At 65.2% G+C, this 25166-nt stretch carries 22 protein-coding genes and 1 pseudogene; 9 read left to right on the forward strand and 14 right to left on the reverse strand.

What is annotated here, in order from left to right; genetic code table 11:
* The first annotated feature begins 156 nt into the window (after nt 1-156).
* Nucleotides 157-534: a hypothetical protein gene (locus tag DVB37_RS04880; RefSeq protein WP_104143610.1), complete on the forward strand. Its 378-nt coding sequence runs from the start codon at nt 157-159 to the stop codon at nt 532-534.
* A 115-nt stretch (nt 535-649) separates the two neighbouring features.
* Entirely contained in the window at nt 650-1204 is a 555-nt protein-coding gene (locus DVB37_RS04885) for a GNAT family N-acetyltransferase (RefSeq protein ID WP_120154097.1), read from the forward strand.
* 40 nt (nt 1205-1244) lie between these two features.
* Here the strand turns inward: DVB37_RS04885 and DVB37_RS04890 are convergent, their stop codons facing one another.
* Nucleotides 1245-2417, reverse strand: coding sequence for a VWA domain-containing protein (locus DVB37_RS04890; protein ID WP_120154099.1), 1173 nt, complete (start codon nt 2415-2417; stop codon nt 1245-1247).
* A 23-nt stretch (nt 2418-2440) separates the two neighbouring features.
* Nucleotides 2441-3322 carry a MoxR family ATPase gene (locus DVB37_RS04895; protein ID WP_046803404.1) on the reverse strand — a complete coding sequence of 294 codons (882 nt, stop codon included), beginning with the start codon at nt 3320-3322 and terminating at the stop codon, nt 2441-2443.
* Nucleotides 3323-3498: 176 nt separating this feature from the next.
* On the opposite strand from DVB37_RS04895, the gene DVB37_RS04900 reads away from it, so the two are divergent.
* Entirely contained in the window at nt 3499-3852 is a 354-nt protein-coding gene (locus tag DVB37_RS04900; protein ID WP_046803403.1) for a cytochrome c, read from the forward strand.
* Nucleotides 3853-3862: 10 nt separating this feature from the next.
* Nucleotides 3863-4225: a cytochrome c gene (locus tag DVB37_RS04905; protein WP_046803402.1), complete on the forward strand. Its 363-nt coding sequence runs from the start codon at nt 3863-3865 to the stop codon at nt 4223-4225.
* Between the two features lie 47 nt (nt 4226-4272).
* Here DVB37_RS04905 and DVB37_RS04910 read toward each other — a convergent pair whose 3' ends face one another.
* On the reverse strand, nt 4273-4698 hold the full coding sequence (locus tag DVB37_RS04910; RefSeq protein WP_046803401.1) for a DUF1841 family protein: 426 nt from the start codon (nt 4696-4698) through the stop codon (nt 4273-4275).
* Between the two features lie 201 nt (nt 4699-4899).
* Here DVB37_RS04910 and icd point away from each other — a divergent pair, with 201 nt between their 5' ends.
* From icd to DVB37_RS04925, 3 genes are all read left to right on the forward strand, one after another.
* Complete coding sequence (gene icd, locus DVB37_RS04915) at nt 4900-6156, forward strand: NADP-dependent isocitrate dehydrogenase (RefSeq protein WP_006217809.1); 1257 nt, start codon at nt 4900-4902, stop codon at nt 6154-6156.
* A 121-nt stretch (nt 6157-6277) separates the two neighbouring features.
* Complete coding sequence (locus DVB37_RS04920) at nt 6278-7555, forward strand: O-antigen ligase family protein (protein WP_162941162.1); 1278 nt, start codon at nt 6278-6280, stop codon at nt 7553-7555.
* Nucleotides 7556-7798: 243 nt separating this feature from the next.
* On the forward strand, nt 7799-9385 hold the full coding sequence (locus DVB37_RS04925; protein ID WP_120154104.1) for a methyl-accepting chemotaxis protein: 1587 nt from the start codon (nt 7799-7801) through the stop codon (nt 9383-9385).
* On the opposite strand, the gene DVB37_RS04930 is transcribed toward DVB37_RS04925, so the two are convergent.
* From DVB37_RS04930 to kdpF, 9 genes are all read right to left on the reverse strand, one after another.
* Complete coding sequence (locus tag DVB37_RS04930; RefSeq protein WP_120154106.1) at nt 9318-10217, reverse strand: 4-hydroxy-tetrahydrodipicolinate synthase; 900 nt, start codon at nt 10215-10217, stop codon at nt 9318-9320. The genes DVB37_RS04925 and DVB37_RS04930 overlap by 68 nt on opposite strands.
* A 2-nt stretch (nt 10218-10219) precedes the next feature.
* Complete coding sequence (locus DVB37_RS04935) at nt 10220-10540, reverse strand: hypothetical protein (protein WP_240434039.1); 321 nt, start codon at nt 10538-10540, stop codon at nt 10220-10222.
* A gap of 141 nt (nt 10541-10681) precedes the next feature.
* A complete protein-coding gene (locus DVB37_RS04940) occupies nt 10682-11440 on the reverse strand; it encodes a TorF family putative porin (RefSeq protein ID WP_120154108.1) in 759 nt (252 codons plus the stop codon).
* A gap of 178 nt (nt 11441-11618) precedes the next feature.
* On the reverse strand, nt 11619-12311 hold the full coding sequence (kdpE, locus tag DVB37_RS04945) for a two-component system response regulator KdpE (RefSeq protein WP_120154110.1): 693 nt from the start codon (nt 12309-12311) through the stop codon (nt 11619-11621).
* A 13-nt stretch (nt 12312-12324) separates the two neighbouring features.
* Nucleotides 12325-15138, reverse strand: a complete 2814-nt coding sequence (locus DVB37_RS04950) for a sensor histidine kinase KdpD (RefSeq protein ID WP_120157390.1) — start codon at nt 15136-15138, stop codon at nt 12325-12327.
* Between the two features lie 51 nt (nt 15139-15189).
* Entirely contained in the window at nt 15190-15825 is a 636-nt protein-coding gene (gene kdpC, locus DVB37_RS04955) for a potassium-transporting ATPase subunit KdpC (protein ID WP_046803395.1), read from the reverse strand.
* A 217-nt stretch (nt 15826-16042) separates the two neighbouring features.
* Entirely contained in the window at nt 16043-18202 is a 2160-nt protein-coding gene (gene kdpB / locus DVB37_RS04960; protein WP_104143621.1) for a potassium-transporting ATPase subunit KdpB, read from the reverse strand.
* A gap of 22 nt (nt 18203-18224) precedes the next feature.
* A complete protein-coding gene (kdpA, locus tag DVB37_RS04965) occupies nt 18225-20021 on the reverse strand; it encodes a potassium-transporting ATPase subunit KdpA (RefSeq protein ID WP_104143622.1) in 1797 nt (598 codons plus the stop codon).
* The gene (gene kdpF / locus DVB37_RS04970) at nt 20021-20110 is read right to left on the reverse strand and encodes a K(+)-transporting ATPase subunit F (protein ID WP_046803392.1); all 90 of its coding nucleotides are present in this window, start codon (nt 20108-20110) and stop codon (nt 20021-20023) included. The genes kdpA and kdpF overlap by 1 nt, the downstream gene beginning before the upstream one ends.
* A 743-nt stretch (nt 20111-20853) precedes the next feature.
* On the opposite strand from kdpF, the pseudogene DVB37_RS04975 reads away from it, so the two are divergent.
* Both DVB37_RS04975 and DVB37_RS04980 read left to right on the forward strand, forming a co-directional pair.
* Nucleotides 20854-21123 (forward strand): annotated as a pseudogene (locus DVB37_RS04975) (DUF4212 domain-containing protein); the annotation flags it as partial.
* Nucleotides 21124-21239: 116 nt separating this feature from the next.
* On the forward strand, nt 21240-23342 hold the full coding sequence (locus DVB37_RS04980) for a sodium:solute symporter family protein (RefSeq protein ID WP_120154112.1): 2103 nt from the start codon (nt 21240-21242) through the stop codon (nt 23340-23342).
* On the opposite strand, the gene DVB37_RS04985 is transcribed toward DVB37_RS04980, so the two are convergent.
* Together DVB37_RS04985 and DVB37_RS04990 are read right to left on the reverse strand one after the other, a co-directional pair.
* The gene (locus tag DVB37_RS04985) at nt 23339-24550 is read right to left on the reverse strand and encodes a hypothetical protein (protein WP_120154114.1); all 1212 of its coding nucleotides are present in this window, start codon (nt 24548-24550) and stop codon (nt 23339-23341) included. The genes DVB37_RS04980 and DVB37_RS04985 overlap by 4 nt on opposite strands.
* Complete coding sequence (locus DVB37_RS04990) at nt 24537-25163, reverse strand: hypothetical protein (RefSeq protein WP_120154116.1); 627 nt, start codon at nt 25161-25163, stop codon at nt 24537-24539. Before DVB37_RS04990 ends, DVB37_RS04985 begins: the two co-directional genes overlap by 14 nt.
* Nucleotides 25164-25166 lie beyond the last annotated feature (3 nt).

Genomic DNA, 25166 nt, shown 5'->3' on the forward strand with positions numbered 1-25166 from the left:
TTCAACACGTAGTAGCTGTTGCCGACGGGATGCGCGACAGCCGTCTACCCGGCTTCCCGTCCAACGCCAGACGCCGCTGCAAGCGCGGCGCCGGTGCTTGTCGTTCGCGCCTTCGCTGCCGGCATCCTGCCGGCGCATTTTTCGGAGGAACGACCCATGCTGACCGAAATCGTCACGCGTGCCTTGTCCCAATTGACCGGTAGCGCCCTGAACGGCGACGGCATCAAAGGACAGTTTCAGTACGCCTATGCCAGTGATGACGGCCAATTCGTGGCCATACTGACCCATGATATGACCACCTATGTGGTGGACCTGAACGCCCAACGTTATTTTGCCGAGTGCGGTGGTTCGCCCCGTGGGTTTGCCGGGCACGTGCTCGAGATGGAAGGCGCGGCGACGCGCAGCCACCCCTGGCCGGCCGCGAACGATCTCTTTGACCTGGATATGGACGGCGACGACCTGTCCTGGCGCCAATGTCCCGGCCTGCGGCATGCGTCCGCCAACAACCGATCAGTGGAGAGCCGCGCCGCCTGAGAGTGGCCAGAAGCGGCAACACCTCATTGAACCGGCGGATTCGCCGGTCTTTTTTTTGTGCGGACGCTTTCGGCCGATGCTATCGACGCGGCTCGTGACAGTACAATTTCGCGCCATGAACTCGCCCGACATCCACGTCCCACCAGGCGCCGCCCTGGTTGATTGCACGCATGCGCGCCATGCCGATCAGATACTGGCCATCTTCAACGACGCCATCGTCAATTCCACGGCGTTGTACGACTACAAGCCCCGTCCGCCAGAGGCCATGCAAGGCTGGTTCCAGGCCAAGCAGCAGGGCGGTTTTCCGGTAGTGGGATTCGAAAACGAGGCCGGTGAGTTGATGGCCTTCGCCAGCTACGGCACCTTCCGTGCCTGGCCCGCGTTCAAGTATTCGGTCGAGCATTCCGTTTACGTGGACGCGCGTTTTCGTGGCAAGGGGCTGGGCGAAGCGATGATGCGGGTGTTGATCGAACGTGCGCGCGCCAACCAGGTGCACGTGTTGGTCGGCGGCATCGACGCCTCGAACGAAGGCAGCATCCACCTGCACGAAAAGCTGGGCTTCACGCATTCCGGCACGATTCGCCAGGCCGGGTTCAAGTTCGGCCGCTGGCTGGATCTGGCGTTCTACCAACTGACGCTGGACACGCCCGAGCAGCCGGTCGACGGCTGACGCCCCGCAGGGCCTTACCGCGCGCCGTTACCGCAACCCCTTACTTGGACAGCACCCGCATGGCCTGTTCCAGGCCGGCGACGGTGACCGGGTACATGCGGTCCTGCATGATGTCGCGCATCAGCGCGATGGACTGCCGATACTGCCACGACGCGGTGGGCTCGGGGTTCAGCCATACCGACTTGGGCCACGCGTCCAGCAGCCGCCGCATCCATTGGGCGCCGGGTTCCTTGTTGTAGTGCTCGACGGACCCGCCCGGTTGCAGGATTTCGTACGGGCTCATGGTGGCATCGCCCACGATGATCAGGCGCCAGTCCGGGTTGTACTTGCGCAGCACATCCCAGGTGTCGAAGCGTTCGTTCTGGCGGCGGCGGTTGCTTTGCCACAGGCTTTCGTACGGGCAGTTGTGGAAGTAATAGACTTCCAGATTGCGAAATTCGCTGCGCGCCGCTGAAAACAATTCTTCGACGCGGCCGATGTGGTCGTCCATGCTGCCGCCCACGTCCAGCAACATCAGCACCTTCACGGTGTTGTGGCGTTCGGGCACCATGCGCAGGTCCAGGTGGCCGGCGTTGCGCGCGGTGCTGGCGATGGTGTCGTCCAGGTCCAGTTCCATTTCGGCGCCTTGGCGCGCGAAGCGGCGCAAGCGCCGTAGCGCCACCTTGAAGTTGCGCGTGCCCAGTTCGACCTGGTCGTCGTAGTCCTTGAACTGACGCATGTCCCAGACCTTGACGGCCGACCGGTTGCCCGCCGACGCGCCGCCCACGCGAATGCCCTCGGGGTGGTAGCCGCCGTTGCCGAACGGCGACGTTCCGCCGGTGCCGATCCATTTGCTGCCGCCCGCGTGGCGCTCTTTCTGCTCTTGCATGCGTTCCTTGAAAAGCTCCATCAGCTTGTCCCAGCCGTGCTTTTCGATGGCCGCTTTTTCTTCGGGCGTCAGGTTCTTTTCAAACTGCTTGATCAGCCAGTCCAGCGGAATTTCCTTGCCCGGCGGCAGCGCGGCCTCGATGCCCTTGTAATAGGCGCCGAAGGCCTTGTCGTAGCGGTCGTAAAGCGATTCATCCTTGACCAGCGTGGCGCGCGCCAGGAAGTAGAACTCGTCCAGCGTGGGCGCCATCAGGTCGTGGCGCAGGGCGTCCACCAGGGTCAGGTATTCCTTGACCGAGACGGGCAGCTTGTGCGCCCGCAGGTGATAGAAAAAGTCGATCAGCATAGGGTGCGCCGGTGGCTGCAAGATCAGCGGCGCTGGCCGCCGCGGGTCATGGCCGCCAGGCGTTCCAGCAGGTGCACATCTTGCTCGTTCTTCAGAAGCGCGCCGGCCATCAGCGGCACGGCGGTTGCTGTGTGGGCGTCGATCTCGGCCGCCGTGGCGTTTTCGGCCAGCAGCAGGCGCAGCCAGTCCAGCAGTTCCGAGGTAGACGGCTTTTTCTTCAGGCCGGGCGCATCGCGCAGCGCAAAAAAGGTGTCCAGCGCCGCGCGCAGCACGTCCTGTTTCAAGTGCGGATAGTGCACGGCCACGATGTCCCGCATGGTGTCGCGGTCGGGGAAGCGGATGTAGTGGAAAAAGCAGCGGCGCAGGAACGCGTCGGGCAGGTCTTTTTCGTTGTTGGACGTGATGATGACCAGCGGGCGATGGCGCGCCGAAATGGTCTCGCGCGTTTCGTACACATGGAATTCCATGCGGTCCAGTTCGCGCAGCAAGTCGTTGGGAAATTCGATGTCGGCCTTGTCGATCTCGTCGATCAGCAGCACCACCGGCTCATCGGCCTGGAAGGCTTGCCACAGGGTGCCTTGGACGATGTAGTTGCGGATATCGCGGACTTTTTCGTCACCCAGCTGCGAATCGCGCAGGCGCGAAACGGCGTCATATTCGTACAGACCCTGGTGCGCCTTGGTGGTGGATTTGATGTGCCATTGCAGCAGCGGCCGCCCCAGCGCGCGCGCCACCTCTTCGGCCAGCATGGTCTTGCCGGTACCGGGTTCGCCTTTGATCAGCAGCGGGCGCTGCAAGGTCAGGGCGGCGTTGACGGCCAGTTTCAGGTCGTCGGTGGCGACGTAGCTGTCGGTCCCGTTGAAGCGGGCAGGCGAGGCGGAGTGTGCGGACTGGGCTGCGGACATTGGCTTATGGCTTCCGAGGATTGACGGTGATCAATACCCATCGCAAGGTATTAATCCTGAGCAATTATCGTACAATCAGGCGGTTTTGCAGTTGGGTTCGACCCGCAACGTGTTTGCAGGGGGCCGACGTGTGAGCAGGCCCTAGTCCTTAAGCCATACCAAGAAGAGCCATTCCAATGAAGTTGCGAACCTCTCTGAAGTGCACGGTTTACGTGTTGGCCGCGATGGCATCCTGTGCGATCGCCGGTCAGGCTGTTGCTGCCGACGCAGCGCCTGTCGGTAATATCCAAAACGCCCGCGACAAGGTCTCCATGTGCATCGGCTGCCACGGCATCGAAGGCTACAAGGCGACGTTCCCCGAGCTCTATCACGTGCCGATGATTGCTGGCCAGAACGCCAAATACATCGAAACCGCCCTGAACGAGTACAAGAAAGGCGCGCGCAGCCATCCCACGATGGACGCCATTGCCGGCAGCCTGTCCGACCAGGACATCGCCGATCTGGCCGCGTACTACTCGAATCTGAAATAAGGGGCAAACAATGAATCGCACGATGCTTGCCCTTCTGGGCGCGACTTTCGCCATGGCGGGCGCCTCCGTCCAGGCGCAGGACCTGGCGGCCGGCAAGGCCGTTTTCGACAAATTCAATTGCGCGTCGTGCCACGGCGCCGACGCCAAGACCGCGGTGGACCCGGCCTACCCCACGCTGGCCGGCCAGCATGCCGACTACCTGTCGCATGCCTTGAAGGCCTACAAACGCGGCGCCTCGGGCAGCGCGGCCACCGCCAACGTGCGCAAGAACCCCATCATGGGCGCCTTTGCCACGCAGCTGTCCGACCAGGATATTTCCAACGTGTCGGCATGGCTCGCGTCTCAGCCCAGCGACCTAGGCGTACGCAAATAAGCCATAACGCTTGCGCGTTGCACGCTACATAAGCGTCAAAGCAAGTATCAAAGGCTGGCGCGGCGCCGGATCAGATCGATATAGGTGTCGCTGTCCAGCGGCGTGCCCAGGCGCTGCGCCTCCCATACGACTTGCCCCAGGCATTCCATGATTTCATGGGCTGCATGGTGCGCGTCCGAGCGGGCGGTCAACTGCTGGTAAGCCAGACGGATGCCGGGCGGATGGTCGATGGACAACTGCTCGGCGATGGCCAAATGCATGGACAGGTGCAGGAAGGGGTTGGTGCGCCCCTTTTCCACCGCGTATTCCATGGTCATGGCCTCGGGGCTTTCAAGGTCGCCGTGGTATTCGGGATGCTCGATGATCCAGTCCAGCGCGATGGCCTCGAGCGGGGTCAGCACCTCGTTGGCGCGGTGCTTGCGCCAGGTGTCGATAAAGAATTCGCGGACTTGGTCGCGTGAGGGATTGAACATCGGTGGGGGCGCAATGCGGTCTATGGACGCATTATTTTACCGCGCGCCCGATGGCCGCCGGTTGCCGGGAACCCTTTGCGATATAGAATTGGTTGCTATCCGCCATCCGGTGTGCGGTCAGACAGGGGTTTTTCCCTGCGGAATCGGACGCTTTTCGATGCGGCGCGTGCAGAAAAACCACCCGGAGCAAATGGAGCATTCATGTCCTACCAACATATCAAGGTTCCCGCTGGCGGCCAGAAAATCACGGTCAACGCTGATTTCTCGCTGAATGTGCCTGAACAGCCCATCGTTCCCTTCATTGAAGGCGACGGCACGGGCGCTGACATCACCCCGGTGATGATCAAGGTTGTCGATGCCGCGGTGCAAAAAGCCTACGGCGGCAAGCGCAAGATCCATTGGATGGAAGTCTATGCCGGCGAGAAGGCCACCAAGGTCTACGGCCCGGACGTCTGGCTGCCCGATGAAACCCTGGAAGTCGTCAAAGACTACGTGGTGTCCATCAAGGGCCCGCTGACCACCCCGGTGGGCGGCGGCATCCGGTCGCTGAACGTGGCGCTGCGCCAGCAACTGGACCTGTACGTCTGCCTGCGCCCGGTGGCGTACTTCAAGGGCGTGCCTTCGCCGGTGCGCGAACCCGAAAAGACCAACATGGTGATCTTCCGCGAGAACTCGGAAGACATCTATGCCGGCATCGAATACATGGCCGAAAGCGAACAGGCCAAGGAACTGATCCAGTTCCTGCAGACCAAGCTGGGCGTCAAGAAGATCCGCTTTCCGAACACCTCGTCCATCGGCATCAAGCCGGTGTCGCGCGAAGGCACCGAGCGCCTGGTGCGCAAGGCCGCGCAGTACGTTATCGACAACGACCGCACGTCGCTGACGCTGGTGCACAAGGGCAACATCATGAAGTTCACGGAAGGCGGCTTCCGGGACTGGGGCTACGAGCTGCTGCAAAAGGAATTTGGCGCGCAGCTGATCGACGGCGGCCCGTGGTGCAAGTTCAAGAACCCGAAGACGGGCCGCGAGATCATCGTCAAGGACGTGATCGCCGACGCCTTCCTGCAACAGATCCTGCTGCGTCCGGCCGAATACGACGTAATCGCCACGCTGAACCTGAACGGCGACTACATCTCGGATGCGCTGGCCGCGCAGGTGGGCGGCATCGGCATCGCCCCGGGCGCCAACCTGTCGGATTCGGTGGCCATGTTCGAAGCCACCCACGGCACCGCACCCAAGTACGCCGGCAAGGACTACGTGAACCCCGGTTCCGAAATCCTCTCGGCCGAAATGATGCTGCGCCACATGGGCTGGACCGAAGCGGCCGACCTGATCATCTCCAGCATGGAAAAGTCCATCCTGTCCAAGAAGGTCACGTATGACTTTGCCCGCCTGCTGGAAGGGGCGACGCAGGTGTCGTGCTCGGGCTTCGGCCAGGTCATGATCGAAAACATGTAAATCCGCGGTTCGTATCAAGGTGGTCCGCTGAACCCGCCCGCCGTCATGGCGGGCGGGTTTTGTCTAACGTATCCGCATGAAGCGCGCTGGCGCTTACGCTGCTCTTTCCAGGTTGATCGCTGTGCCCCGACTATATGTATCCCTAGCCACCTGGCTTGTATTGCTGGTTCCCGCGCTGGCGTTGACCAGCCCGGTGGGCGGCCCCGCCGTTCTTTATCTGAGCGCGCTGATTGCGCTGACCGCGCTGGCCGTGAACGCCGTCAAGCGCTACGAACCCATGGACTTCCGGGCCTTGTGGCCCATGTCGCTGGTGCTGCTGCTGCCCCTGGCCTGTATGTTCATCACGTCGGCGGTGCGCGGCGTGTGGAGCAATTCAGAACTTGAAAAGCTGTTGCGCTTCGCCTTGGCGCTGCCGGTGCTGTGGCTGCTGCTGCGTGCGCCGCGCCCGTGGTTGAAGGCGGTGCAATGGAGCGTGCTGGTGGGCGCCTTCGGCGGGGCCATGCTGCTGATCGTCACGATGGCGACGGTGGGCCGCAACGGCATGGTGGACGTGGGCGGGCGCTATAACGCGGTGGCGTTCGCCAACCTGACTCTGCTGCTGGGCGGCATGACCTTGCTGTCGATGGGCTTTGGCGCCTGTACGCGCTGGCCGCGCATCGAAATGGCGGTGAAGCTGGCGGTGGTGCTGCTGACCGTCTACGCCACGTGGCAGTCCGAGACGCGCAGCAGCTGGATGTTGCTGCCGATTCTCGCGCTGGTATTCCTGCTGGGCCTGCGCAACTGGAGCCGTCGTCACAAGGTGTATTGCGCGCTGGCGCTGTGTGTGGCGCTGGCCGCCAGCGCCGCCGCGATCTGGACGTTCAGCAGCCGCATGCACGAGATCACGTCCGACGTGCAGGGGTTTGCCACGTCGTCCAACCGCGATACCTCGTTTGGCATCCGCTTGCAGCTGTGGCATGCGTCGCTGCTGATGTTCCAGAAAAGCCCCATCGTGGGCGTGGGCCCCAGCATGTTCCGGGAAGAGCTGCGGCACTTGCAGACGCAGGGGATCGTGACGCAAGAGGTGGTTGAAGGCTTCGGTGAGCCTCACAACGATATGCTGGGTGCGTTGTCCGGATATGGCTTGCTGGGCTTGATGACCATCCTGACCTTGTATCTGGTGCCGGCCGCCGTTTTCTTCCGGCGCATGGCCAGCGACGACCGCGTGATACGGGTGGGAGCGCAGCTGGGCTTGTTGTTCTGCCTGGGTTATTGCGCGTTCAGCTTGACGGAGATGATGTTTCGCAACATGCGCAGCGTGCCCAATTACTCGCTGATCGTGGTCACGCTGATCGCGCTGACGACGCCGCGGCCGACCAAGCAACCAGTGACACCGCCGGCGGTGCCCCCGAGGCCATGACCTCCCATCCCTGACGACCCGGCATCCAGCCGCCGGGCCCGCACCAAACAAAACGCAAGGCGTCTCGCGCCTTGCGTTTTTTTTGCGCCCGGCGCTTGCGCCAGATCAACAAGCCCGCGCGCGCTTGGTGAAAACCCTGCGTCTTCTCCGTATCCTGACAAATCTCAATACATAAACAGTCACATTTTGCCGTCTATCGTTTCAGGCGCGCAGTGGGCATGACAAGCATTACAAGGAAATCCGGTGAAGAACTCCAGTCTGCGCAGAGAGTTGTTGTGGTTCGTTTTCGCGATAGGCGCGGCCGTGCTGGCGCTGGGCGCCTGGGATGCGTGGCAGCGCCGGGGTGAAATGGTCGAGGACCGCAAGACGGAACTGCGGCACGTGCTGGACCTGTCGGCCGGCATTTTGCGCAACGGCAAGCAAAGCGTCAGCGAAGGCATGCCGCTGGCCGAGGCCAAGCGCAACGTGGCCAGGCGCCTGTCGCAGCTGCGCTATGGCGCCGACGGCTATGTGGGCGCTTTTGGCGATGACTACGCCTTGCTGGTGCACCCTGACCCGAAATTGGTGGGCACCAACGTGCGTGACATCAAGGACGTGGACGGGCTGCCCATATTCCAGCGGCTGTATGCCGGCGGCAAGGCGGGCGGCGGCTATGTGCACTACCGCTTTCCACGCCCCGGCGCGGATGAGGCGCTGCCGAAGATCAGTTACGCAACCTACGACGCGGAATGGGGCTGGCTGATCTTCACGGGCCTGTATGTAGACGATGTGGACGCCGCGTTCTACCAGACGCTTTGGCGTCAGGGCGGGGCCACCATCGGTCTGTTGGTGTTGTTGCTGTTGGCGGCGCTGCGTTTTTTCCACACCCATGTGATCCGCCCCTTGGACGAGGCCGTGGCGCTGTGCGAACGCGTGGCCAACGGCGATCTGGCTGGCGAAGTGTCCAGCAACCATCGTGGCGAGATCGGGCAGCTGTTCGAAGCCATGGGGCGCATGCAGACACGGTTGGAAGTGGCCTTGCGCAGCATCGTGCAATCGACCGGGTCCATCGCGGCGGCCTCGCGCCAGATCGCGGCGGGCAGCCTGGACCTGTCGGATCGCACAGAAAAACAGGCGGCCGCGCTGGAACAGACGGCGGCCAGCGTTGAAGAGATTACGGCTACTGCCCGCCAAAGCGCGGAACACGTGCGCGAAGTCAGCGCGCTGGCCGCGCAGTCGGCAAAGTTGGCGCGTCAGGGCAGCGAAGAAACGCAGCACGCCATCGACGCCATGCGCGAGATCTCGCACAGCTCGCAGCGCATCGGCGAGATCATCAGCGTGATCGACGGCATTGCGTTCCAGACCAACATCCTGGCCCTGAACGCGGCGGTGGAAGCCGCGCGCGCGGGCGAGCAGGGGCGTGGGTTTGCGGTGGTTGCGGGCGAGGTGCGGGCCTTGGCGCAGCGCTCGGCCACGGCCGCCAAAGAAATCAAGGACCTGATCGAAGCCTCGTCCGATTCGGTGGCGCGCGGCAGCGAACGCGTGGGACAGGCCAGCGCCACGATGGGCAGCGTGCTGGAATCGGCGGCCACCAGCGCGCCGTTGATGGGGGAAATCGCCACGGCGTCGGCTGAACAAAGCACGGGCATCGAACAGATCAACCAGGCCGTCACGCATCTGGACAGCGTGACGCAACAGAACGCCGCACTGGTCGAAGAGTTTGCCGCGTCGGCCTCGACCCTGCACGATCAGGCCGACGGCCTGGCGCGCGCCGTGTCGGTATTCAAGCTGTCTGCAAGCGGCTCGGCAGCGCCTGCATTGCGCCCAGTGCTCGTTGCAGCCGTGGCGTGATCTCGCGGCTGGCGGGCATCATGGGCATGCGCAGTTCGTCGGCGATCAGCCCTTGCATGGCCAGCGCACGCTTGATCGGCGCGGGGTTCGGTTCGGCGAACAGCAGCCGGATCAACGCGCGCAGCGGTTCGAATAGCGCCCGGGCGGCGTCGGCCTGGCCCGCGCGCGCCAGCCGCATGATTTCAACGTGGCGTTCGGGAAACAGATGCGCGGCGGCCGGTATGGCGCCGTGTCCGCCGGCCAGCCAGTGGTCCAGCAAGGACAAGTCGTCGCCACACAGCGCATCCAGCTTGCCGCGCGCATTCAGGGCGGCAAGCACGGGCGCATCGCATTCCTTCACCGCCGAAAAATTGGGCAAGGACGCCAGTGTTTCCATGGTTTCCACCGTCATCGTCACGCCGGTGCGCTTGGGGATGTTGTACAGGATGATGGGGCGATCGGTGGCCCAGGCGATCTGCCGGTAATGCCAAAGAATGCCCGCCTGCGATGGGCCCAGATAATAAGGCGGCGGCACTAGATAGCCTGCCGGCCGTAGCTTGTCCAGGCGCCGGATGGCCGTGGCCACGCCGCGCGTGTCCACGCCGCCCGCGCCGAACACCAGCGGCAGCGCGTGTGGATCGCTGTTGATCGCCTGCGCCATGTCGATCTTTTCGGACAGGCTTAGCAAGTTGCCTTCGCCGGTGGACCCGAACAGCACCAGCCCGGCGATGCCCGCGTTGCGGTAATAGCGGGCCAGCGCCTGGGCCGCGTCCGCGTCTACATAGCCGCCACGCAGCGGCGTGATCATCGGCAGCCAGATGCCTTCAAAGCGGGGGGTGACGGGCATGTCCATGGTTATTGCCCCGTCAGGGTGGCGGCCGGGCGCACGGTGCCGAATTCGGCCTGCGGCAGCCCACGCATGACGGCTTGCATCATCTCATCCAGTTGGTCCCGGCTGCATTGCAATTGCAGCGTGCTTTGCGCGCGGGCGTGGTCCACCGACAGCAAATAGATGCCGATGCGCGTGCCCAGGGCCCGATGCAGCGCCAGGCGCACGTTCAAGGCATCCAGCGTATCGATCCTGACCGTCAGCGCCACCTGTTCGTTGCGCGCCTGAGCAGGCGCGGGAAAGGGGGCAAGCAAGGCGGGGCCAGAGGAATTGGGTTGGGCGATCATGGCGGGGGCGGGGCGGAAGGCGCTGCTTGCGGCGACCGCGTATCGGTTGGTTGATGACGATTCCACTATAGGAAGGGCGCCGTAAACCCCGCCGATAAAAGCGGGCGCGGCGCGTAAAAATCGCGTCAACGCCCGGGGGGATCAAAAGGTTTTGGTCAAGGACAGCACGCCTGTCGCGCGGCCCATGTCGCGACCGCGGGTGTTGGTATAGACGGCGCGATCCGCGTTGGTGTCCAGGTAGGCCAGCGATACCGACAGGCCTTGTCCAAAGTCCTTGGTCAGCCCCAGCTTCCAGTCGGTATACGACCCGTTGTCCACGTTTTTCACCATCTGGCGGCCGGCATGGGCGTTCAGGGTCAGGCCCCACACGCCGGTGTCGACGTTGGCGCTCAGGTCGAAGTATTGGCTGTATTTGCTGTCGGCAAAGCCGAACAGGTTGGTCATGGCAATGGAATACTTGAACATGACCGGGCCATAGCCGATGCCGGCGTAGAGTTCGGTGGTGTCGGGGCTGGTGTAGCCGGACGGGAAATCGCCCGGGTAGTAGTACTGCAAGACACCCAGGTCCACGGGCACGCCATCGGCCACATTGCCCTTGTAGCCGCCGTAGAAATCCATTTCCACGGGGGCGGAAACGTCGGGGTTGCTGTCGCCGAGCCAGCTGATGCTGGAATTCCAGTTGCCCAGATAAAAGCCGCTGCGGTGGGCAAGGTCGAAGCCGCCTTGCACGGCGGGTTTGTTGTCCGACTGCATCAGGCCGCGATAGCGGTATTGGCTCGTCAGGCCGAGGTTTGCGGACAAAGTGAAGTCGGGGGCGGCGGTGGCGACCGGGGCGTCATTGGCTTGGGCGGTGGCGGCCAGCGTCAGCAACGCCAGCGCGGCCAAGGAATTGCGGGACATGGAATGCTCCTGCTGTTGAACGGATGGCAACAATAGGAGGATCGGCATAAAGCGCGAGACAAGACACGGGCGGCACGCGTAAAGATCGCGTCAATGTGGATCACAGGCACGGCGATCGCAGACACGTTGATTACATCCACGTTCACTACATCCCGGTCACCGCGATCCGTTGCCCCGCTCAGCCCGCGAAGCGGTACCCCACGCCGATCTCGGTCAGCAGGAACACGGGCTGCGCGGGGTCGGCTTCGAGCTTTTGCCGCAGGTGCCCCATGTAGATGCGCAGGTAGTGGTTGCTTTCGATATGCGACGGCCCCCACACGTCGCGCAGCAGTTCTCGATGCGTCATGACCTTGCCCCGGTGCGCCAGCAGCGCGGCAAGCAGCCGGTATTCCATGGCGGTCAGGTGCACGTGCTGGCCGCCGCGTTCGACGACGCGCCGCGAGAAGTCGACGCGCACGTCGCCAAAGCTGATCTCGGCGGCGCTGGCCGCGCCCGCCCGCGCATGGCGGCGCAACAGCACGCGCAGCCGCGCGAGAAGTTCGCTGACGCCGAACGGCTTGGTCAGGTAATCGTCGGCGCCCGCGTCCAGCGCCGCCACCTTGTCCGGCTCGGCGCTGCGGGCCGATAGGACCAGCACCGGCACCTGCGTCCAGCCGCGCAACTCGCGGATCAGCGTCATGCCGTCTTCGTCGGGCAGCCCCAGGTCCAGCACGATGGCGTCGGGCTGGCGCGTGCCGGCCTCGATCAGGCCGCGCTTTACCGTGTCGGCCTCGTGCACGGCGCAGCCCTCGCTTTCCAGGGCCTGGCGTACGAAGCGCCGGATGTTGGCGTCGTCTTCAATGATCAGGACGGTAGGCTGGTAGTCGAACATGCAAAAGGCGCTTTCAATGGGAATTGGGGGAATCGGGGGATTCAGTGGATTCGGGCTGGACGTCGGGCGGGGTGCCCAGCGGCAGGCTGAAGACGAACTGCGCGCCATGGGCCTGGCCCGGCGTGTGCTCCACCCAGATACGGCCGTGGTGGGCCAGGATGATGGCTTCGCATACCGCCAGGCCCAGGCCCACGCCGGGGGTGGCGGATTCGCGGTCGCCACGCGTGAATTTTTCGAAGATGCGGCGCTCGGCGCCCGGTGTAACGCCCGGGCCGTTGTCGCAGACGGCCACGCGCAGCGAGTCATCGTGCACCGCCGCGTGGATGTGCACGGTGCTGCCGGGCGGCGTGTACTTGGCGGCGTTTTCAAGCAGGTTGCACAGCACGCGTTCGATCAGCACGCCGTCGCATTCCACCAGCGGCAGGTCGGACAGGCGCGCGACGGTGACGTGGTGCGCGGCAAGCGGCTCGCGCATGGCGGCCAGCGACGCGCCCACCAGTTCTTCAATGGACTGCCATTCCAGGCGCAGCGGCGTGTCATGGCTTTGCAGCCGCGCCATGTCCAGCAGATTGACCACCAGCGCATGCATGCGCTGCGCCTGGTCGCGCATGGCGCGAATGGTGTCCTGCACATCGTCCGGCAGCGTGCCCGGCCGGCGCGTCAGCGTGTCCGTCATGCCGACCAGGCTGGTCAGCGGGGTGCGCAGGTCATGCGACACCGCCGCCAGCAGCGAATTGCGCAGCCGTTCGGATTCCATGCTGACCAGTGCCTGCTGCGCGACTTCGACATAGTGCAGTCGCTCCAGCGCAATGGCGATCAGCGTGGCGTAGGCCTCGATCTGGCGGCGCGCGTCGGGATGCGTGAACAGGCTGCGGCGCGGCGCGGCCAGGGCCAGCACGCCGCGCGTGCGCATCGGCGCTTTCAGGGGCAGGTACAGCAGGTCGCTGTTGGACAGCGTGGCGGTGCCCGCGCCGGCCGGTTGGCCATGGTCATACACCCATTGGGCCAAGGCGGACTCCAGCGCCGGCATATCGTCGGCGGCGGGCGAGGCCAGCTTCAGGCGGTCGTCCAGGCCCAGGATATACAGCGCGCAGCGCGAGCCGAACGTGGCGTGCACGAATGCGCCAGCCAGCGCCACGATTTGTTCCGGCAACAATGCCGACGACAGCTCGCGCGCGAATTCGTACAGGCTGCGCGCGTCCGCTTCGCGCTTGACCGACACCTGCGCCTGTAGCCGCAGCCCGGCCGTCAGCTGCCCAATCAGCAGGCCCACGGCCAGCAGCACGGCGAACGTCAGCAGGTACTGCACGTCCGACACGGCAAAGGATGCCAGCGGCTGCACGAAGAAAAAGTCGAACAACGCCACGCTGACCACGGACGCCAGCGCGGCCGGGCCTCGCCCGTGACGCAGCGCCACGGCCACTACCGCCAGCAGGAACAGCATGACGATGTTGGTCTGGTGCAGCGCCGGAAACGCCAGCATCGACAAGCCCGTGGCGGCCGCGCAATAGCACAGCGCCCACGCATAGCCCGACCACGGCGCGGTGTTGCGGTCATCGGCTGGCGTGCGTGCGCGGTGCCCCAGCGTCAGCGGGTCGCGCCCTGGCGCCGCGCTGGCGGGCAGGGGCGGTGCGCCCAACCGGATGATGTCGATTTCGGGGCAGCCCGCGGCCAGCATGTCGGCAAAGCTGTGGCGGCGCCACAGCCAGCCCGGCGCCAGCGCCGCCGACAACAAGGCGGATAGCGACACGCGCAGCCGTTGCAGGCCGCTTGCGCGGGTGCGCCCCACGACGGCCTTGGTGATGTTGTGCCGACGCACGTAGCGCACAACGGCATCCACCATGTCGCCGCCGGGCAGCGTTTCCGTGCGCGCCCCCAGGCCGTCGGCAAGCGCCAGGCTGCGCTGCATGCGGTCTTGCTGGGCCTGGGGGGTGGGCGCCGCGCGCGGCGTGTCGATGGTGACCACGTGCAGGTCGCAGTCCAATTGCTGGCTCAGGCGGTGCGCGCTGCGGATCACGTATTCGGCGTCCGCGTCCGGGCCGATGCAGGCCACCACGGCTTCGCGCGTGCGCCACACCGAATCAATGGCGCGGTCGCGGCGATAGGCCTGCACGTCGTCGTCCACGTGGTCGGCGGTGCGGCGCAAGGCCAGTTCGCGCAGCGCGATCAGGTTGCCCTTGCGAAAGAAATTGCGCGTGGCGTGGCGCGCCTGCTCGGGCAGATAGACCTTGCCTTCTTTCAGGCGCCGCAGCAGTTCGTCGGCCGACAGGTCCACCAGGATGACCTCGTCGGCGGTGTCGAAGACCTCGTCCGGCACGGTTTCCCACACGCGCACGCCGGTGATGCTGCCCACCGCTTCGTTCAGGCTGTCCAGATGCTGCACGTTCAGCGTGGTCCAGACGTCGATGCCGGCGGCCAGCAATTCGTGGATGTCCTGCCAGCGCTTGGCGTGGCGCGAGCCCGGCGCGTTGGAATGCGCCAGCTCGTCCACCAGCACCAGCGCGGGCCGGGCGGCCAGCGCGCCGTCCAGGTCGAATTCGCGCAGCACGTGGCCCCGGTACGCCACGTCTTTCAAGGGCAGCGTTGCCAAGCCATCCAGCAGGCTTGCCGTTTCGCGGCGGCCGTGGGTTTCGACGATGCCGGCCAGCACGTGCACGCCTTGCTCGGCTTGCGCGCGGGCGGCCACCAGCATGGCGTAGGTCTTGCCCACGCCGGCCGATGCGCCGAAGTACACGCGAAGCTTGCCGCGCACCGCCTGGCGCGCGGCGTCGTCCAGCGTTTTCAAGAGCGCGTCGGGATCGGGACGCTCGCCAGCAATGTCAGCCATGAAGCGCAAAGTGTGGGGTGGAAAAGGCTGGCGCTACTATACGCCGCGCCGTCATGGCGCAGGGCGCAATGCATCCAGCGCCAGGTTCAACGTCAACACATTGACGGTCGGGTCACCCAGCACGCCGATCCAGGGCTTTTCGGTGTGCGCCTGGATCAACGCATCGACCTGCGCGCGCGGCAGATGGCGGAGGCGCGCCACCCGCGCGGCCTGATAGTTGGCGGCGGCCGGGCTGATGTGCGGGTCCAGGCCGCTGCCGGACGCGGTGATCAGGTCCACCGGCACCGGCGTGGGGTTGTCCGGATCGGCCGCCTTCAAGGCCGCGATGCGTTCCTGGATGGCTTGTGCCAGCGCGGGGTTGCGCGGGCCCAGGTTGGACCCGCCGGAGGCCGCGCCGTTGTACGGCATGGGCGCGGTGGCCGACGGCCGGCTCCAGAAGTACCGCGGTTCGCTGAACGCCTGGCCGATCAGCGCCGACCCGACGACCTTGTCGCCCTGCGTGATGAGCGAGCCGGCCGCCTCGTGCGGGAACACCACGGCGGCCACGCCGCGCGTCAGGAAGGGGTAGGCCAGGCCGGTCACGAGCGACAGCGCGGCAAAGACGACCAGCGCGGGGCGTAGGATGCCGCCTTGGCGGGCCGGGGTGGGGGCAGTGGCGGCTGCGTTTGGGGAAGTTGTGGCTTGCATGATGAATTCCTTGAATGAGGCAGGCTCTGGGCGGGCTCACCGGCGTGCGCGAGGCGCGCGCCGGGGGCGGGTAGTGAATGGGTGCGGGTTATGTCGGCGGCATGACAGACGTGGGCTACGTGCTTATGTTGCGGGCCGGGCCGGGCCGGGCCGGGCCACGCCAGGCCACGCCAGGCCACGCCAGGCCGGGCCGGGCCGCGCCAGGCCGGCGCGGGCGTCAGGCCCACCCCAGCGCGGCCAGCACCATGTCGACCAGCTTGATGCCGACGAACGGGACCAGCAGGCCGCCCAGGCCGTAGATCAGCAGGTTGCGGCGCAGCAGCACCGAGGCGCCCAGCGGCCGATAGCGCACGCCCTTGAGGGCCAGCGGAATCAGCACCACGATGATCAGCGCGTTGAAAATCACGGCCGACAAGATGGCCGAGGCTGGCGTGGCCAGCTGCATGATGTTCAGCACGTTCAACTGCGGATACACGGTGGCGAAGGCGGCCGGAATGATGGCGAAGTACTTGGCCACGTCGTTGGCCACGCTGAACGTGGTCAAGGCTCCGCGCGTCATCAGCATCTGTTTGCCGATTTCAACGATCTCGATCAGCTTGGTGGGGTTGGAATCCAGGTCCACCATGTTGCCCGCTTCCTTGGCGGCCTGGGTGCCCGAGTTCATCGCCACGGCCACGTCGGCTTGCGCCAGCGCGGGCGCGTCGTTGGTGCCGTCGCCCGTCATCGCCACCAGCCGGCCTTCGGCTTGATAGGCGCGGATCAGCTTCAGCTTGGCCTCGGGCGTGGCTTCGGCCAGGAAGTCGTCCACCCCGGCTTCGGCGGCGATGGACGCGGCGGTCAGCTTGTTGTCGCCGGTGATCATTACCGTCTTGATGCCCATGCGGCGCAGTTCGGCAAAGCGCGACTGGATGCCCGGCTTGACGATGTCTTTCAGCTCGACCACGCCCAGCGCGCGATTGCCGTCGCTGACCAGCAGCGGCGTGCTGCCGCGCCGGGCTACGTCTTCGGCTTGATGCAACACGGCGTCGGGCACGTTGGCGTCCAGCGCTTTGAGCCAGGACTGTACGGCGTCTATCGCGCCCTTGCGGATCATGCGTTCGCCCAGGTTCACGCCGCTCATGCGCGATTGCGCGGTGAACGGGACGAACTCCGCGTCTTCCACACGCGTGGCGGGGGCGTGCGTGGTCTTGTCGGCCAGCGCCACGATGCTGCGTCCTTCGGGCGTTTCATCGGCCAGCGAAGCCAGCCGTGCCGCGTCCGCCAATTCGCGGGCCGACACGCCCGGGGCGGGCAGGAAGGTGGACGCCTGGCGGTTGCCGAAGGTGATGGTGCCCGTCTTGTCCAGCAGCAGTACATCGACATCGCCCGCCGCTTCAACCGCGCGGCCCGAGGTCGCGATGACGTTGGCGCTCATCATGCGGCTCATGCCCGCCACGCCGATGGCCGACAGCAGGCCGCCGATGGTGGTCGGGATCAGGCACACCAGCAGCGCCACCAGCACGGTCACGGTCACCGCCGCACCGCCGCCCGCCGCGCTGACCGCGTAGATGGAGAAGGGCATCAGCGTCACGACCACCAGCAGGAACACCACCGTCAGGCCGACCAGCAGGATGGTCAGCGCCAGTTCGTTGGGCGTCTTCTGGCGCTTGGCGCCTTCCACCATGGAGATCATGCGGTCCAGGAAGCTCTCGCCGGGGTCGGCCGCGATGCGCACGAAGATCCAGTCGGACAGCACGCGCGTGCCGCCGGTGACGGAAGAGAAGTCGCCACCCGATTCACGGATGACGGGCGCCGACTCGCCGGTGATGGCGCTTTCGTCCACCGAGGCCACGCCCGCGATGACCTGCCCGTCGCCGGGAATGGTTTCACCCGCTTCGATCAGCACCACGTCGTCTCGGCGCAGCAGGCCCGAAGCCTGGCTGACGGCCTGGCCGCGCCATTGATCGGGATGTGCGTCGCGGGCGTCGGCATCGTGAAAGTTCTTGAGCAGGCGCGCGTTGATGGTGGTGCGCAAGCCGCGCAGCGTCGCCGCCTGCTGCTTGCCGCGGCCTTCAGCCAGGGCCTCGGCGAAGTTGGCGAACAACACCGTGAACCACAGCCAAACGGCGATGGCCAGGATGAAGCCGGCGGGCGCTTCGGCCTGGCCGCGCAGGGCCATGACCCACAGCACGGTGGTCAGGATGCTGCCCACGTACACCACGAACATGACGGGGTTTTTCAGTTGCGCGGCGGGCGACAACTTGCGCAGGCTGTCCAGCAGCGCGGGCGCGACCAGCGATCGGGACCACATGCCGAACGGGCGCTCTTGGGGGGTGACGTCGGGTGCGCGGGCGGCGCCGCCGCCTGCGCTTGAGGTTTGCATTTCAATCTTGGCCATGTTGTTTCCTAGCCTGTTGCATTCAAGGTTGCAGGTGTTCAGCGACCGGCCCCAGGGCCAGCGCGGGCACATACGTCAGCGCGCCCACCAGCAGCACCGCGCCGATCAGCAGCACGACGAAAAGCGGGCCGGTGGTGGGCATGCTGCCGGGGCCGGCGGGCAGGCGCCGCTTGGCCGCCAGCGAGCCGGCCATGGCCAGCACCGCCACGATCACGGCAAAGCGGCCAAACCACATCGCGATGCCCAGCAGCACGTTGTAGAAAGGCGTGTTGGCCGATAGCCCGGCAAACGCGCTGCCGTTGTTATTGGCGGCCGATGACAGTGCGTACAGGATTTCCGAAAAACCGTGGATGCCCGGATTGAGCACGCCCGCCTGGCCCGCCGATACCGACACGGCCAGCGCGGTGCCGCCCAGCACCAGCAAGGGGGTGACAAGGATGATGATGGACACCATCTTCATGTCGTAGGCTTCGATCTTCTTGCCCAGGTATTCGGGCGTGCGTCCGATCATCAAGCCGGCGATGAACACCGCCAGCACGGCGAAGGCCAACATGCCGTACAGCCCGGAGCCCACACCGCCGTAGACCACTTCGCCCAACTGCATCTGCAACATCGGCGGCAGGCCGCCCATGGCGCTGAACGAATCGTGCATGCCGTTCACCGCGCCGCACGATGCCGCCGTGGTGATGATGGCAAAGAGCGACGTGGCCGCGATGCCGAAGCGCGATTCCTTGCCTTCCATGTTGCCGCCCGGCGCCAGGGCCGTCATGGCGCTGTCCGCGCCGGCTTGCGCCGCCATGGGGTTGGGCTGCTGTTCGAAGTAGGCGGTGGTCAGCGCAAACGCGGCAAACAGCACCGTCATCGCGGCCAGGATGGCGATGCCCTGCCGACGGCTGCCCACCATTTCGCCAAAGGTGAAGCACAGCGCGGCGGGAATCATCAAGATGGCCAGCATCTGCATGAAGTTCGCCAGCGGCGTGGGGTTCTCGAACGGGTGCGCGGAATTGGCATTGAAGAAGCCGCCGCCGTTGGTGCCCAGCAGCTTGATGGCTTCCTGCGAGGCCACGGGGCCCATCGCCAACGTTTGTGTCGAGGTGACGGCCGGGTCGGTCACGGCCTGGCCGGACGCGTCCAGCACCGGCTGGCCGTCGGCGCCCACGCGCGGCTGTTCGTAGTGCAGGGCCTGCACCGTCTGCACGTCTTGATACGGGCTGAAGTTCTGGATGACGCCCTGGCTGACCAGCAACAGCGCCAGCACGAACGACAGCGGCAGCAGCACGTACATCGTGCAGCGAACCATGTCCGCCCAGAAGTTGCCCACCGTGGCCGAACAGTGGCGCGACAGGCCGCGTATCAACGCAAACAGCACGGCGATGCCGGTGGCGGCCGAGACAAAGTTCTGCACCGTCAGCGCCAGCATCTGCGTCAGGTAGCTCATGGTGGATTCGCCGCCATAGCCTTGCCAGTTGGTGTTGCTGACAAAACTGATCGCGGTGTTCAGCGCGGAATCCGGGCTGACGGCGCCCAGGGCGGCAGGGTTCAGCGGCAGCATGCCTTGCAAGCGCTGCAAGCCATAGACGACCGCGATGCCGACCATGTTGAACACCAGCACGGCCACGGCGTAGCGCTTCCAACCCATTTCGGCCTGTGGATCAATGCCCGCAAGCCGGTAGATGCCGCGCTCCAGCGGGCGGCCCCAGGCGGTCAGCCTGGATTGCCCGTTTTCCATGGCGACGCGGATGTAGCGCCCGAGCAGCGGCGCGATCGCAAGCAGGATTGCCAGGTACAAGGCCAGCAATCCGACGAATTCGGCGGTCATCAGAATTTCTCCGGTTTGAACAGCGCCACCAACAGGTAGACGAACAGCACGGCCGCGGTCAGGCCGCTAAGCCAGTAAAGCCAGTTCATGACGGCTCTCCCCCGGACAGGGCTGCGCAAAATTGCAGCAGGGCTAGCGTCGCGCCGGCCATGACGGCGAAGGCGGCGATATAGATGGCATCCACGTTTTTCCTCCCGGGAGCAGCGCTCCCTTCGAACGACGGGCCTGCGCGGCAAAGGCGGATGCGCGCCGGGGCAGGCCAGGTGACCAATCAGGACACCGGCAGGTTACGGAGCGGGGGGTAAAAACGGGATATAGGTTGGGCGGGCGGGTGTAAACAAGAAATAAAAATGGCGCGGCGTCCGGGGCGGACCGGGGGGCTGATGGGCCGGACCGGCGCGCCCGATTCCGGGCATGGCGCGGGCGCGGCCGTCATATTGCGGGACGCGCCAGATTCCTGAATTCGGCTCAATTCCGGCTTTTTTGCCAAAAAATCCCAATATTTAGAACTTTCCGGTCAAATGGCACCGTTGTGGTGCGGGGAATATGTAAATGAATGCTCCGTCTTAGGGCATTCCCCTAGTGTGGCATTCCCGCACTTGGTGCAGAATCTCTTCCCATGCAGGTGAGGAGACAAAGCCCTGCATGGGCAAATACCGGCGGCACCGGTACATAAAAAAAGTAAAGCAGTACTCAAAAAAAGCAAAACGCACAACGGCTGGCACCAAAGAGTGCCAGCCGTTGTCGCATAAAAAGCCTGGATTTCATCCGCAAGGGCTTTTCAGACGCAGCGTTTCGCGCTATCCAGATAGGGTCTGAAAACATCCTAGCTATGCCGAAATCCCGCGCATCTCTTTCCCCGCCTATCGCCACCCCCTATTGGCGCCGCAATCTGCGGCTGATTCTGTTGCTGCTTGTGGTCTGGGCGGCACTGACGTTCGTGCCCGCATTCTTCGCGCGCAGCCTGAGCTTTGATTTCATCGGATGGCCCTTCGCGTTCTGGATGGCGGCCTATGGCGCGCCGTTGGCATATCTGATCATCGTTGGCGTCTACGCGCGGGTCATGAACCGCGCCGACGAAGCCGCCGAGGCGGCGCTCGATGCGGGCAGTGGAGGGGGCGCTGAAGTGGGGACCCCTGCGGGCGGCAACGGCAACGGCAACGGCAACGGCAACGGCAACACCCCCGGCAACGGCGATCGCGCCGGCGGGGGCCGCTGATGCCGTTCAGCGGAGATACCCCACAGGAATTCAAGATCCGGCTACGCCGTATCTACGTGCTGTACACGGCCGGCTTTGCCCTGATGATCCTGCTGATGGCGCTGGCCGAGGTCCTGGGGATGCCGCGCAACTGGATCGGCTACGTTTTCCTGCTGGTCACGGTCAGCCTGTATGCCGGTATCGGCATCGTCTGCCGCACGTCGGACCAGGTCGAATACTACGTGGCGGGCCGACGTGTGCCCGCTATCTATAACGGCATGGCCACGGCGGCCGACTGGATGTCGGTGGCATCGTTCATCGGCGTGGCGGGCACCCTGTACCTGACCGGCTACGGCGGGCTGGCCTACATCATGGGCTGGACGGGCGGCTACGTGCTGGTCGCCATGTTGCTGGCGCCTTACCTACGGCGCTTTGGCCAATACACCATTCCCGACTTCATGGGCGCGCGCTACGGCGGCAACATGCCCCGGCTGGCGGGCGTGGCCTGCGCCATCCTCTGTTCGTTCACCTACCTGGTCGCGCAGATCTACGGCGTGGGCATCATCACCACGCGCATGACGGGTATTTCGTTCGAGCTGGGCATCTTCGTGGCGCTGGGCGGCATGCTGGTGTGTTCGTTCCTGGGCGGCATGCGCGCCGTAACGTGGACGCAGGTGGGGCAGTACATCATCCTGGTCATCGCCTATCTTGTGCCGGTGGTGTGGCTGTCGGTCAAGCATACGAACATGCCGGTGCCGCAATTGTCGGCCGGCGTGGTCTTGCAGCAGGTGACCGAGAAAGAAATCTATCTGCAAAACGATCCTTCCGAAATCGAGGTGCGGCGGCTGTGGCAGCAGCATGCCGATGAAATGGCGTCGCGCGTACAGGCCCTGCCTGAATCTTGGACCCTGGAAAAGGACAAGCTGCGCAGCCGGCTGGCGCAATTGAACGCGTCGGATGCGCCGATGGTCGAGATTCGTTCGGCCGAGCGCGAGCTGGCCGCCTACCCCGCCAGCGTGGAAGACGCGCGGGTGGCGTGGTCGCAGGCGCGCGCCACGTTCGAGGCGCGGGCCGCCCCGGCCACCCCTCACGCGGAACCCTTTCCCGCCAAAGACCCCGAAGAACAGCGCAACATGCGCGTCAACTTCCTGGCGCTGGTCTTGTGCCTGATGCTGGGCACGGCGGGCATGCCGCACATCCTGATGCGTTCATACACCACGCCCTCGGTGATCGAGGCGCGCAAATCGGTGTTCTGGTCACTGCTGTTCATCCTGCTGCTGTACTTCATGGCGCCCGCGCTGGCGCTGCTGGTCAAGTACGAGGTCTATACGCAGGTGGTGGGGTCGAACTTTCTCAGCCTGCCCAATTGGGTGCATGCCTGGAGCGCGGTCGACAGCAACCTGCTTGACGTGACCGACATCAATCGCGATGGCGTCGTGCAGCTAAGCGAGATCAGCATGGGGGCGGACGTGGTGGTGCTGGCGATGCCCGAGATCGGCGGCTTGCCTTATGTGATTTCGGGCCTGGTGGCGGCCGGCGGGCTTGCCGCCGCCTTGTCCACGGCCGACGGCCTGCTGCTGACGCTGTCCAATTCCTTGTCGCACGACATGTGGTACCGGATGGTGTCGCCGCGCATGTCGGCGGCGCGCCGGGTAATGGTGTCCAAGATACTGTTGCTGGTGGTGGCGTTTGGCGCGGCCTGGGTCGCCGCGCGCAAGCCTGCCGACATTCTGTTCATGGTGTCGGCGGCGTTCTCGTTCGCGGCCTCGTCGTTCTTTCCTGCCCTGGTTATGGGCGTGTTCTGGCGCCGCGCCAACAAATGGGGCGCTACCTTGGGCATGGCGGCCGGGCTGCTGGTTACCTTTGCCTACATGACGCATACGCATCCGTGGTTGCGCGAATGGGTGCTGGGCATTTCACGCACGCAGCCGGTGGACCTGTGGTGGGGCATCCAGCCGATTGCCGCCGGCGTGTTCGGCGCGCCGGTGGCCTTCCTGACGATCATCGTGGTGTCGCTGCTGACCCCGCCGCCGGACCGTGCCACCTTGGCGCTGGTGGATTATGTGCGGCATCCGGGCGCGCGCCATCCCGGCGATTCGCTGCCGCCCCCCAACAATTCCTAGGGGGCGCCGCAGGCATTCGCCTGCCGGTTGTCGGCGTTGGTGCACGCTTCCCACACGCCTGGGGGCAGCGTCTGCAATAGCGTGTAGACCTGGCCCGGCGCCCACAGCCAGTGCACGCCGCCAGGGTTTTTCCCTGCCGCTTCCCAGACTTGGCGGCGCTGCGCCACGCTAAGGGTGAATTGGCCGTCCGGGCCGCTATTGCCCTGCGCCAGGACGGACGACGGATCGCGCCTGGCGCCGTAGACGTCGCCGTCATCGCCCTTGGGCTGCACGATGGCCCAGTCGTAGTGATACGACTCCATGGCTGGCGCCGCCCAGTTCGCGCCGGGCAACACCAAGACGGCAAATTCGGATGGGCGTTCCTGATAGGGCAGCCCCAGCATCAACTTTTCGTTGTGCCAGTCCAGCCGTTGGCGACGATAGCGCTGGGCGGGTCGGCCTTGCTGATCGAACTGGGTGACTTCCTGGGCATCGCCCTGGTTTTCCACATACGAAATCGTGCGCAGCAGCCGGCCGGCGGCATCGTGTACATAGCGCATCAGCGGCCGAGACGGGTCGCTGCAAGCGTTGGCGCCATGTTCCGCCAGCCATCCGTTGCTGTCATAGCGCAGACAGAAATAGGCCGAGGGGTTGGGCTTGCCCTGCGCATTCCGAGAACGCATTTCGTAGGCCGCAAGCCGGCCGGCGCTGTCGTATTGAAAGCGGGTTTCGTAGTCGGGCTTGGGCAGGCCGGGCCGCCCGGCGGCTTGCGCTGCCTGGAGGGTGCCGGGGTCGAATTGGGCGATGCCGCACAGGTGGCGGACGCCGTCGGGGCCGCGCTCGAACCGCAGCACGGTGGGGCCGAGCGTGGCGTTGGCGATGGGGTTGGCCTTGGACCCCGCATCGATGGGGGCGGGCGGCGCGGCCCCAGACGCAGGGGAGGCGTTCGCCATCGGATCGGTCACATACACCGACCAGTCCACCTGCTCGGCCCAGATGACGGGCGTGGCGCGTGTGCCCGTTTGCACCGCAACGGGCGGTTCCCAGGTCTTGATGCGCGAGCCGTCCAACGCCAGCAAAGTGGCGGTTTCGTCCAGCCGTACCTGGGCCACCACCGTCTCGCGCTGGGCCGATGCCGCCATGGGCTGGCACAGCGCGTGCGCCCACGTGGACGCGCACGACAGCCCGGTCAGCAGCAGCAGGCGCAAGGTGCGATCAATAGGCGGCATTGTGCAGGTAGACGATCAGGCCCCAGAGTTCGCTGCTGATGCCGCCCAGGCGCAACGCCTTGTCGCGCGTGTCCATCAGCAGGAAAGGGTAGGCGTCGCGTTCCAGCTTGCCGGGCGGGGGTAGCCGGTAGGGCTTGAAATGCTCGGGTGACAGCAGGTAGGTATTGGCCATGTCGCCCACGTCCACGTGCAGGTACCAGACGGTCAAATCGCCGACATCGACGGCGGGCGTGGTCTCGGGGTAGACGCCGCCCTGGCCGGCCGGGATGGCGGTGGCCAGCACGCCTGTGAACACCGCGCGCGACCCGGCTTGCGGATAGTACAAGCCGTCGTCGCCGCGTCGCGTGAAGGTTTGGCGCAGGAAGCTGGCGGCGCGCGAACCGGGCACGACGGAGCGCGCAAAGCGTTCGTCCAGCTGCGCCTCGGTCAGCGGGCCGCGCGTGGCGGCAAGCGCATCAAGATCGTGGGTGAATGCCTGGAACCAGGCGCGGTAGCGGACGAGTTCGGCGGCGCGGTTGAAGTCCTGCGCCATGGCGTTGGCGCTCCAGAGGCCGCCCAGGCAGGCCAGGCTGACAAAGCACAGCCAGGCAAGCCATTGGCGCCAGAGCGGCATTCC

This window comes from Achromobacter sp. B7 (genome assembly GCF_003600685.1).
GTDB lineage: Bacteria > Pseudomonadota > Gammaproteobacteria > Burkholderiales > Burkholderiaceae_B > Achromobacter > Achromobacter spanius_B.

What these genes read in the sequence shown, in the direction of transcription:
- DVB37_RS04885 (WP_120154097.1), top strand. Translation starts at nt 650, where the DNA reads ATGAACTCGCCCGACATCCACGTCCCACCAGGCGCCGCCCTGGTTGAT.
- DVB37_RS04880 (WP_104143610.1), top strand. Translation starts at nt 157, where the DNA reads ATGCTGACCGAAATCGTCACGCGTGCCTTGTCCCAATTGACCGGTAGC.
- DVB37_RS04900 (WP_046803403.1), top strand. Translation starts at nt 3,499, where the DNA reads ATGAAGTTGCGAACCTCTCTGAAGTGCACGGTTTACGTGTTGGCCGCG.
- DVB37_RS04950 (WP_120157390.1), bottom strand. Translation starts at nt 15,138, where the DNA reads ATGGCTGACATTGCTGGCGAGCGTCCCGATCCCGACGCGCTCTTGAAA.
- DVB37_RS04990 (WP_120154116.1), bottom strand. Translation starts at nt 25,163, where the DNA reads ATGCCGCTCTGGCGCCAATGGCTTGCCTGGCTGTGCTTTGTCAGCCTG.
- kdpF (WP_046803392.1), bottom strand. Translation starts at nt 20,110, where the DNA reads ATGAACTGGCTTTACTGGCTTAGCGGCCTGACCGCGGCCGTGCTGTTC.
- DVB37_RS04905 (WP_046803402.1), top strand. Translation starts at nt 3,863, where the DNA reads ATGAATCGCACGATGCTTGCCCTTCTGGGCGCGACTTTCGCCATGGCG.
- kdpC (WP_046803395.1), bottom strand. Translation starts at nt 15,825, where the DNA reads ATGCAAGCCACAACTTCCCCAAACGCAGCCGCCACTGCCCCCACCCCG.
- DVB37_RS04980 (WP_120154112.1), top strand. Translation starts at nt 21,240, where the DNA reads ATGCCGTTCAGCGGAGATACCCCACAGGAATTCAAGATCCGGCTACGC.
- DVB37_RS04940 (WP_120154108.1), bottom strand. Translation starts at nt 11,440, where the DNA reads ATGTCCCGCAATTCCTTGGCCGCGCTGGCGTTGCTGACGCTGGCCGCC.
- DVB37_RS04985 (WP_120154114.1), bottom strand. Translation starts at nt 24,550, where the DNA reads ATGCCGCCTATTGATCGCACCTTGCGCCTGCTGCTGCTGACCGGGCTG.
- DVB37_RS04910 (WP_046803401.1), bottom strand. Translation starts at nt 4,698, where the DNA reads ATGTTCAATCCCTCACGCGACCAAGTCCGCGAATTCTTTATCGACACC.
- kdpB (WP_104143621.1), bottom strand. Translation starts at nt 18,202, where the DNA reads ATGGCCAAGATTGAAATGCAAACCTCAAGCGCAGGCGGCGGCGCCGCC.
- DVB37_RS04890 (WP_120154099.1), bottom strand. Translation starts at nt 2,417, where the DNA reads ATGCTGATCGACTTTTTCTATCACCTGCGGGCGCACAAGCTGCCCGTC.
- DVB37_RS04935 (WP_240434039.1), bottom strand. Translation starts at nt 10,540, where the DNA reads ATGATCGCCCAACCCAATTCCTCTGGCCCCGCCTTGCTTGCCCCCTTT.
- icd (WP_006217809.1), top strand. Translation starts at nt 4,900, where the DNA reads ATGTCCTACCAACATATCAAGGTTCCCGCTGGCGGCCAGAAAATCACG.
- DVB37_RS04930 (WP_120154106.1), bottom strand. Translation starts at nt 10,217, where the DNA reads ATGGACATGCCCGTCACCCCCCGCTTTGAAGGCATCTGGCTGCCGATG.
- DVB37_RS04895 (WP_046803404.1), bottom strand. Translation starts at nt 3,322, where the DNA reads ATGTCCGCAGCCCAGTCCGCACACTCCGCCTCGCCTGCCCGCTTCAAC.
- kdpA (WP_104143622.1), bottom strand. Translation starts at nt 20,021, where the DNA reads ATGACCGCCGAATTCGTCGGATTGCTGGCCTTGTACCTGGCAATCCTG.
- kdpE (WP_120154110.1), bottom strand. Translation starts at nt 12,311, where the DNA reads ATGTTCGACTACCAGCCTACCGTCCTGATCATTGAAGACGACGCCAAC.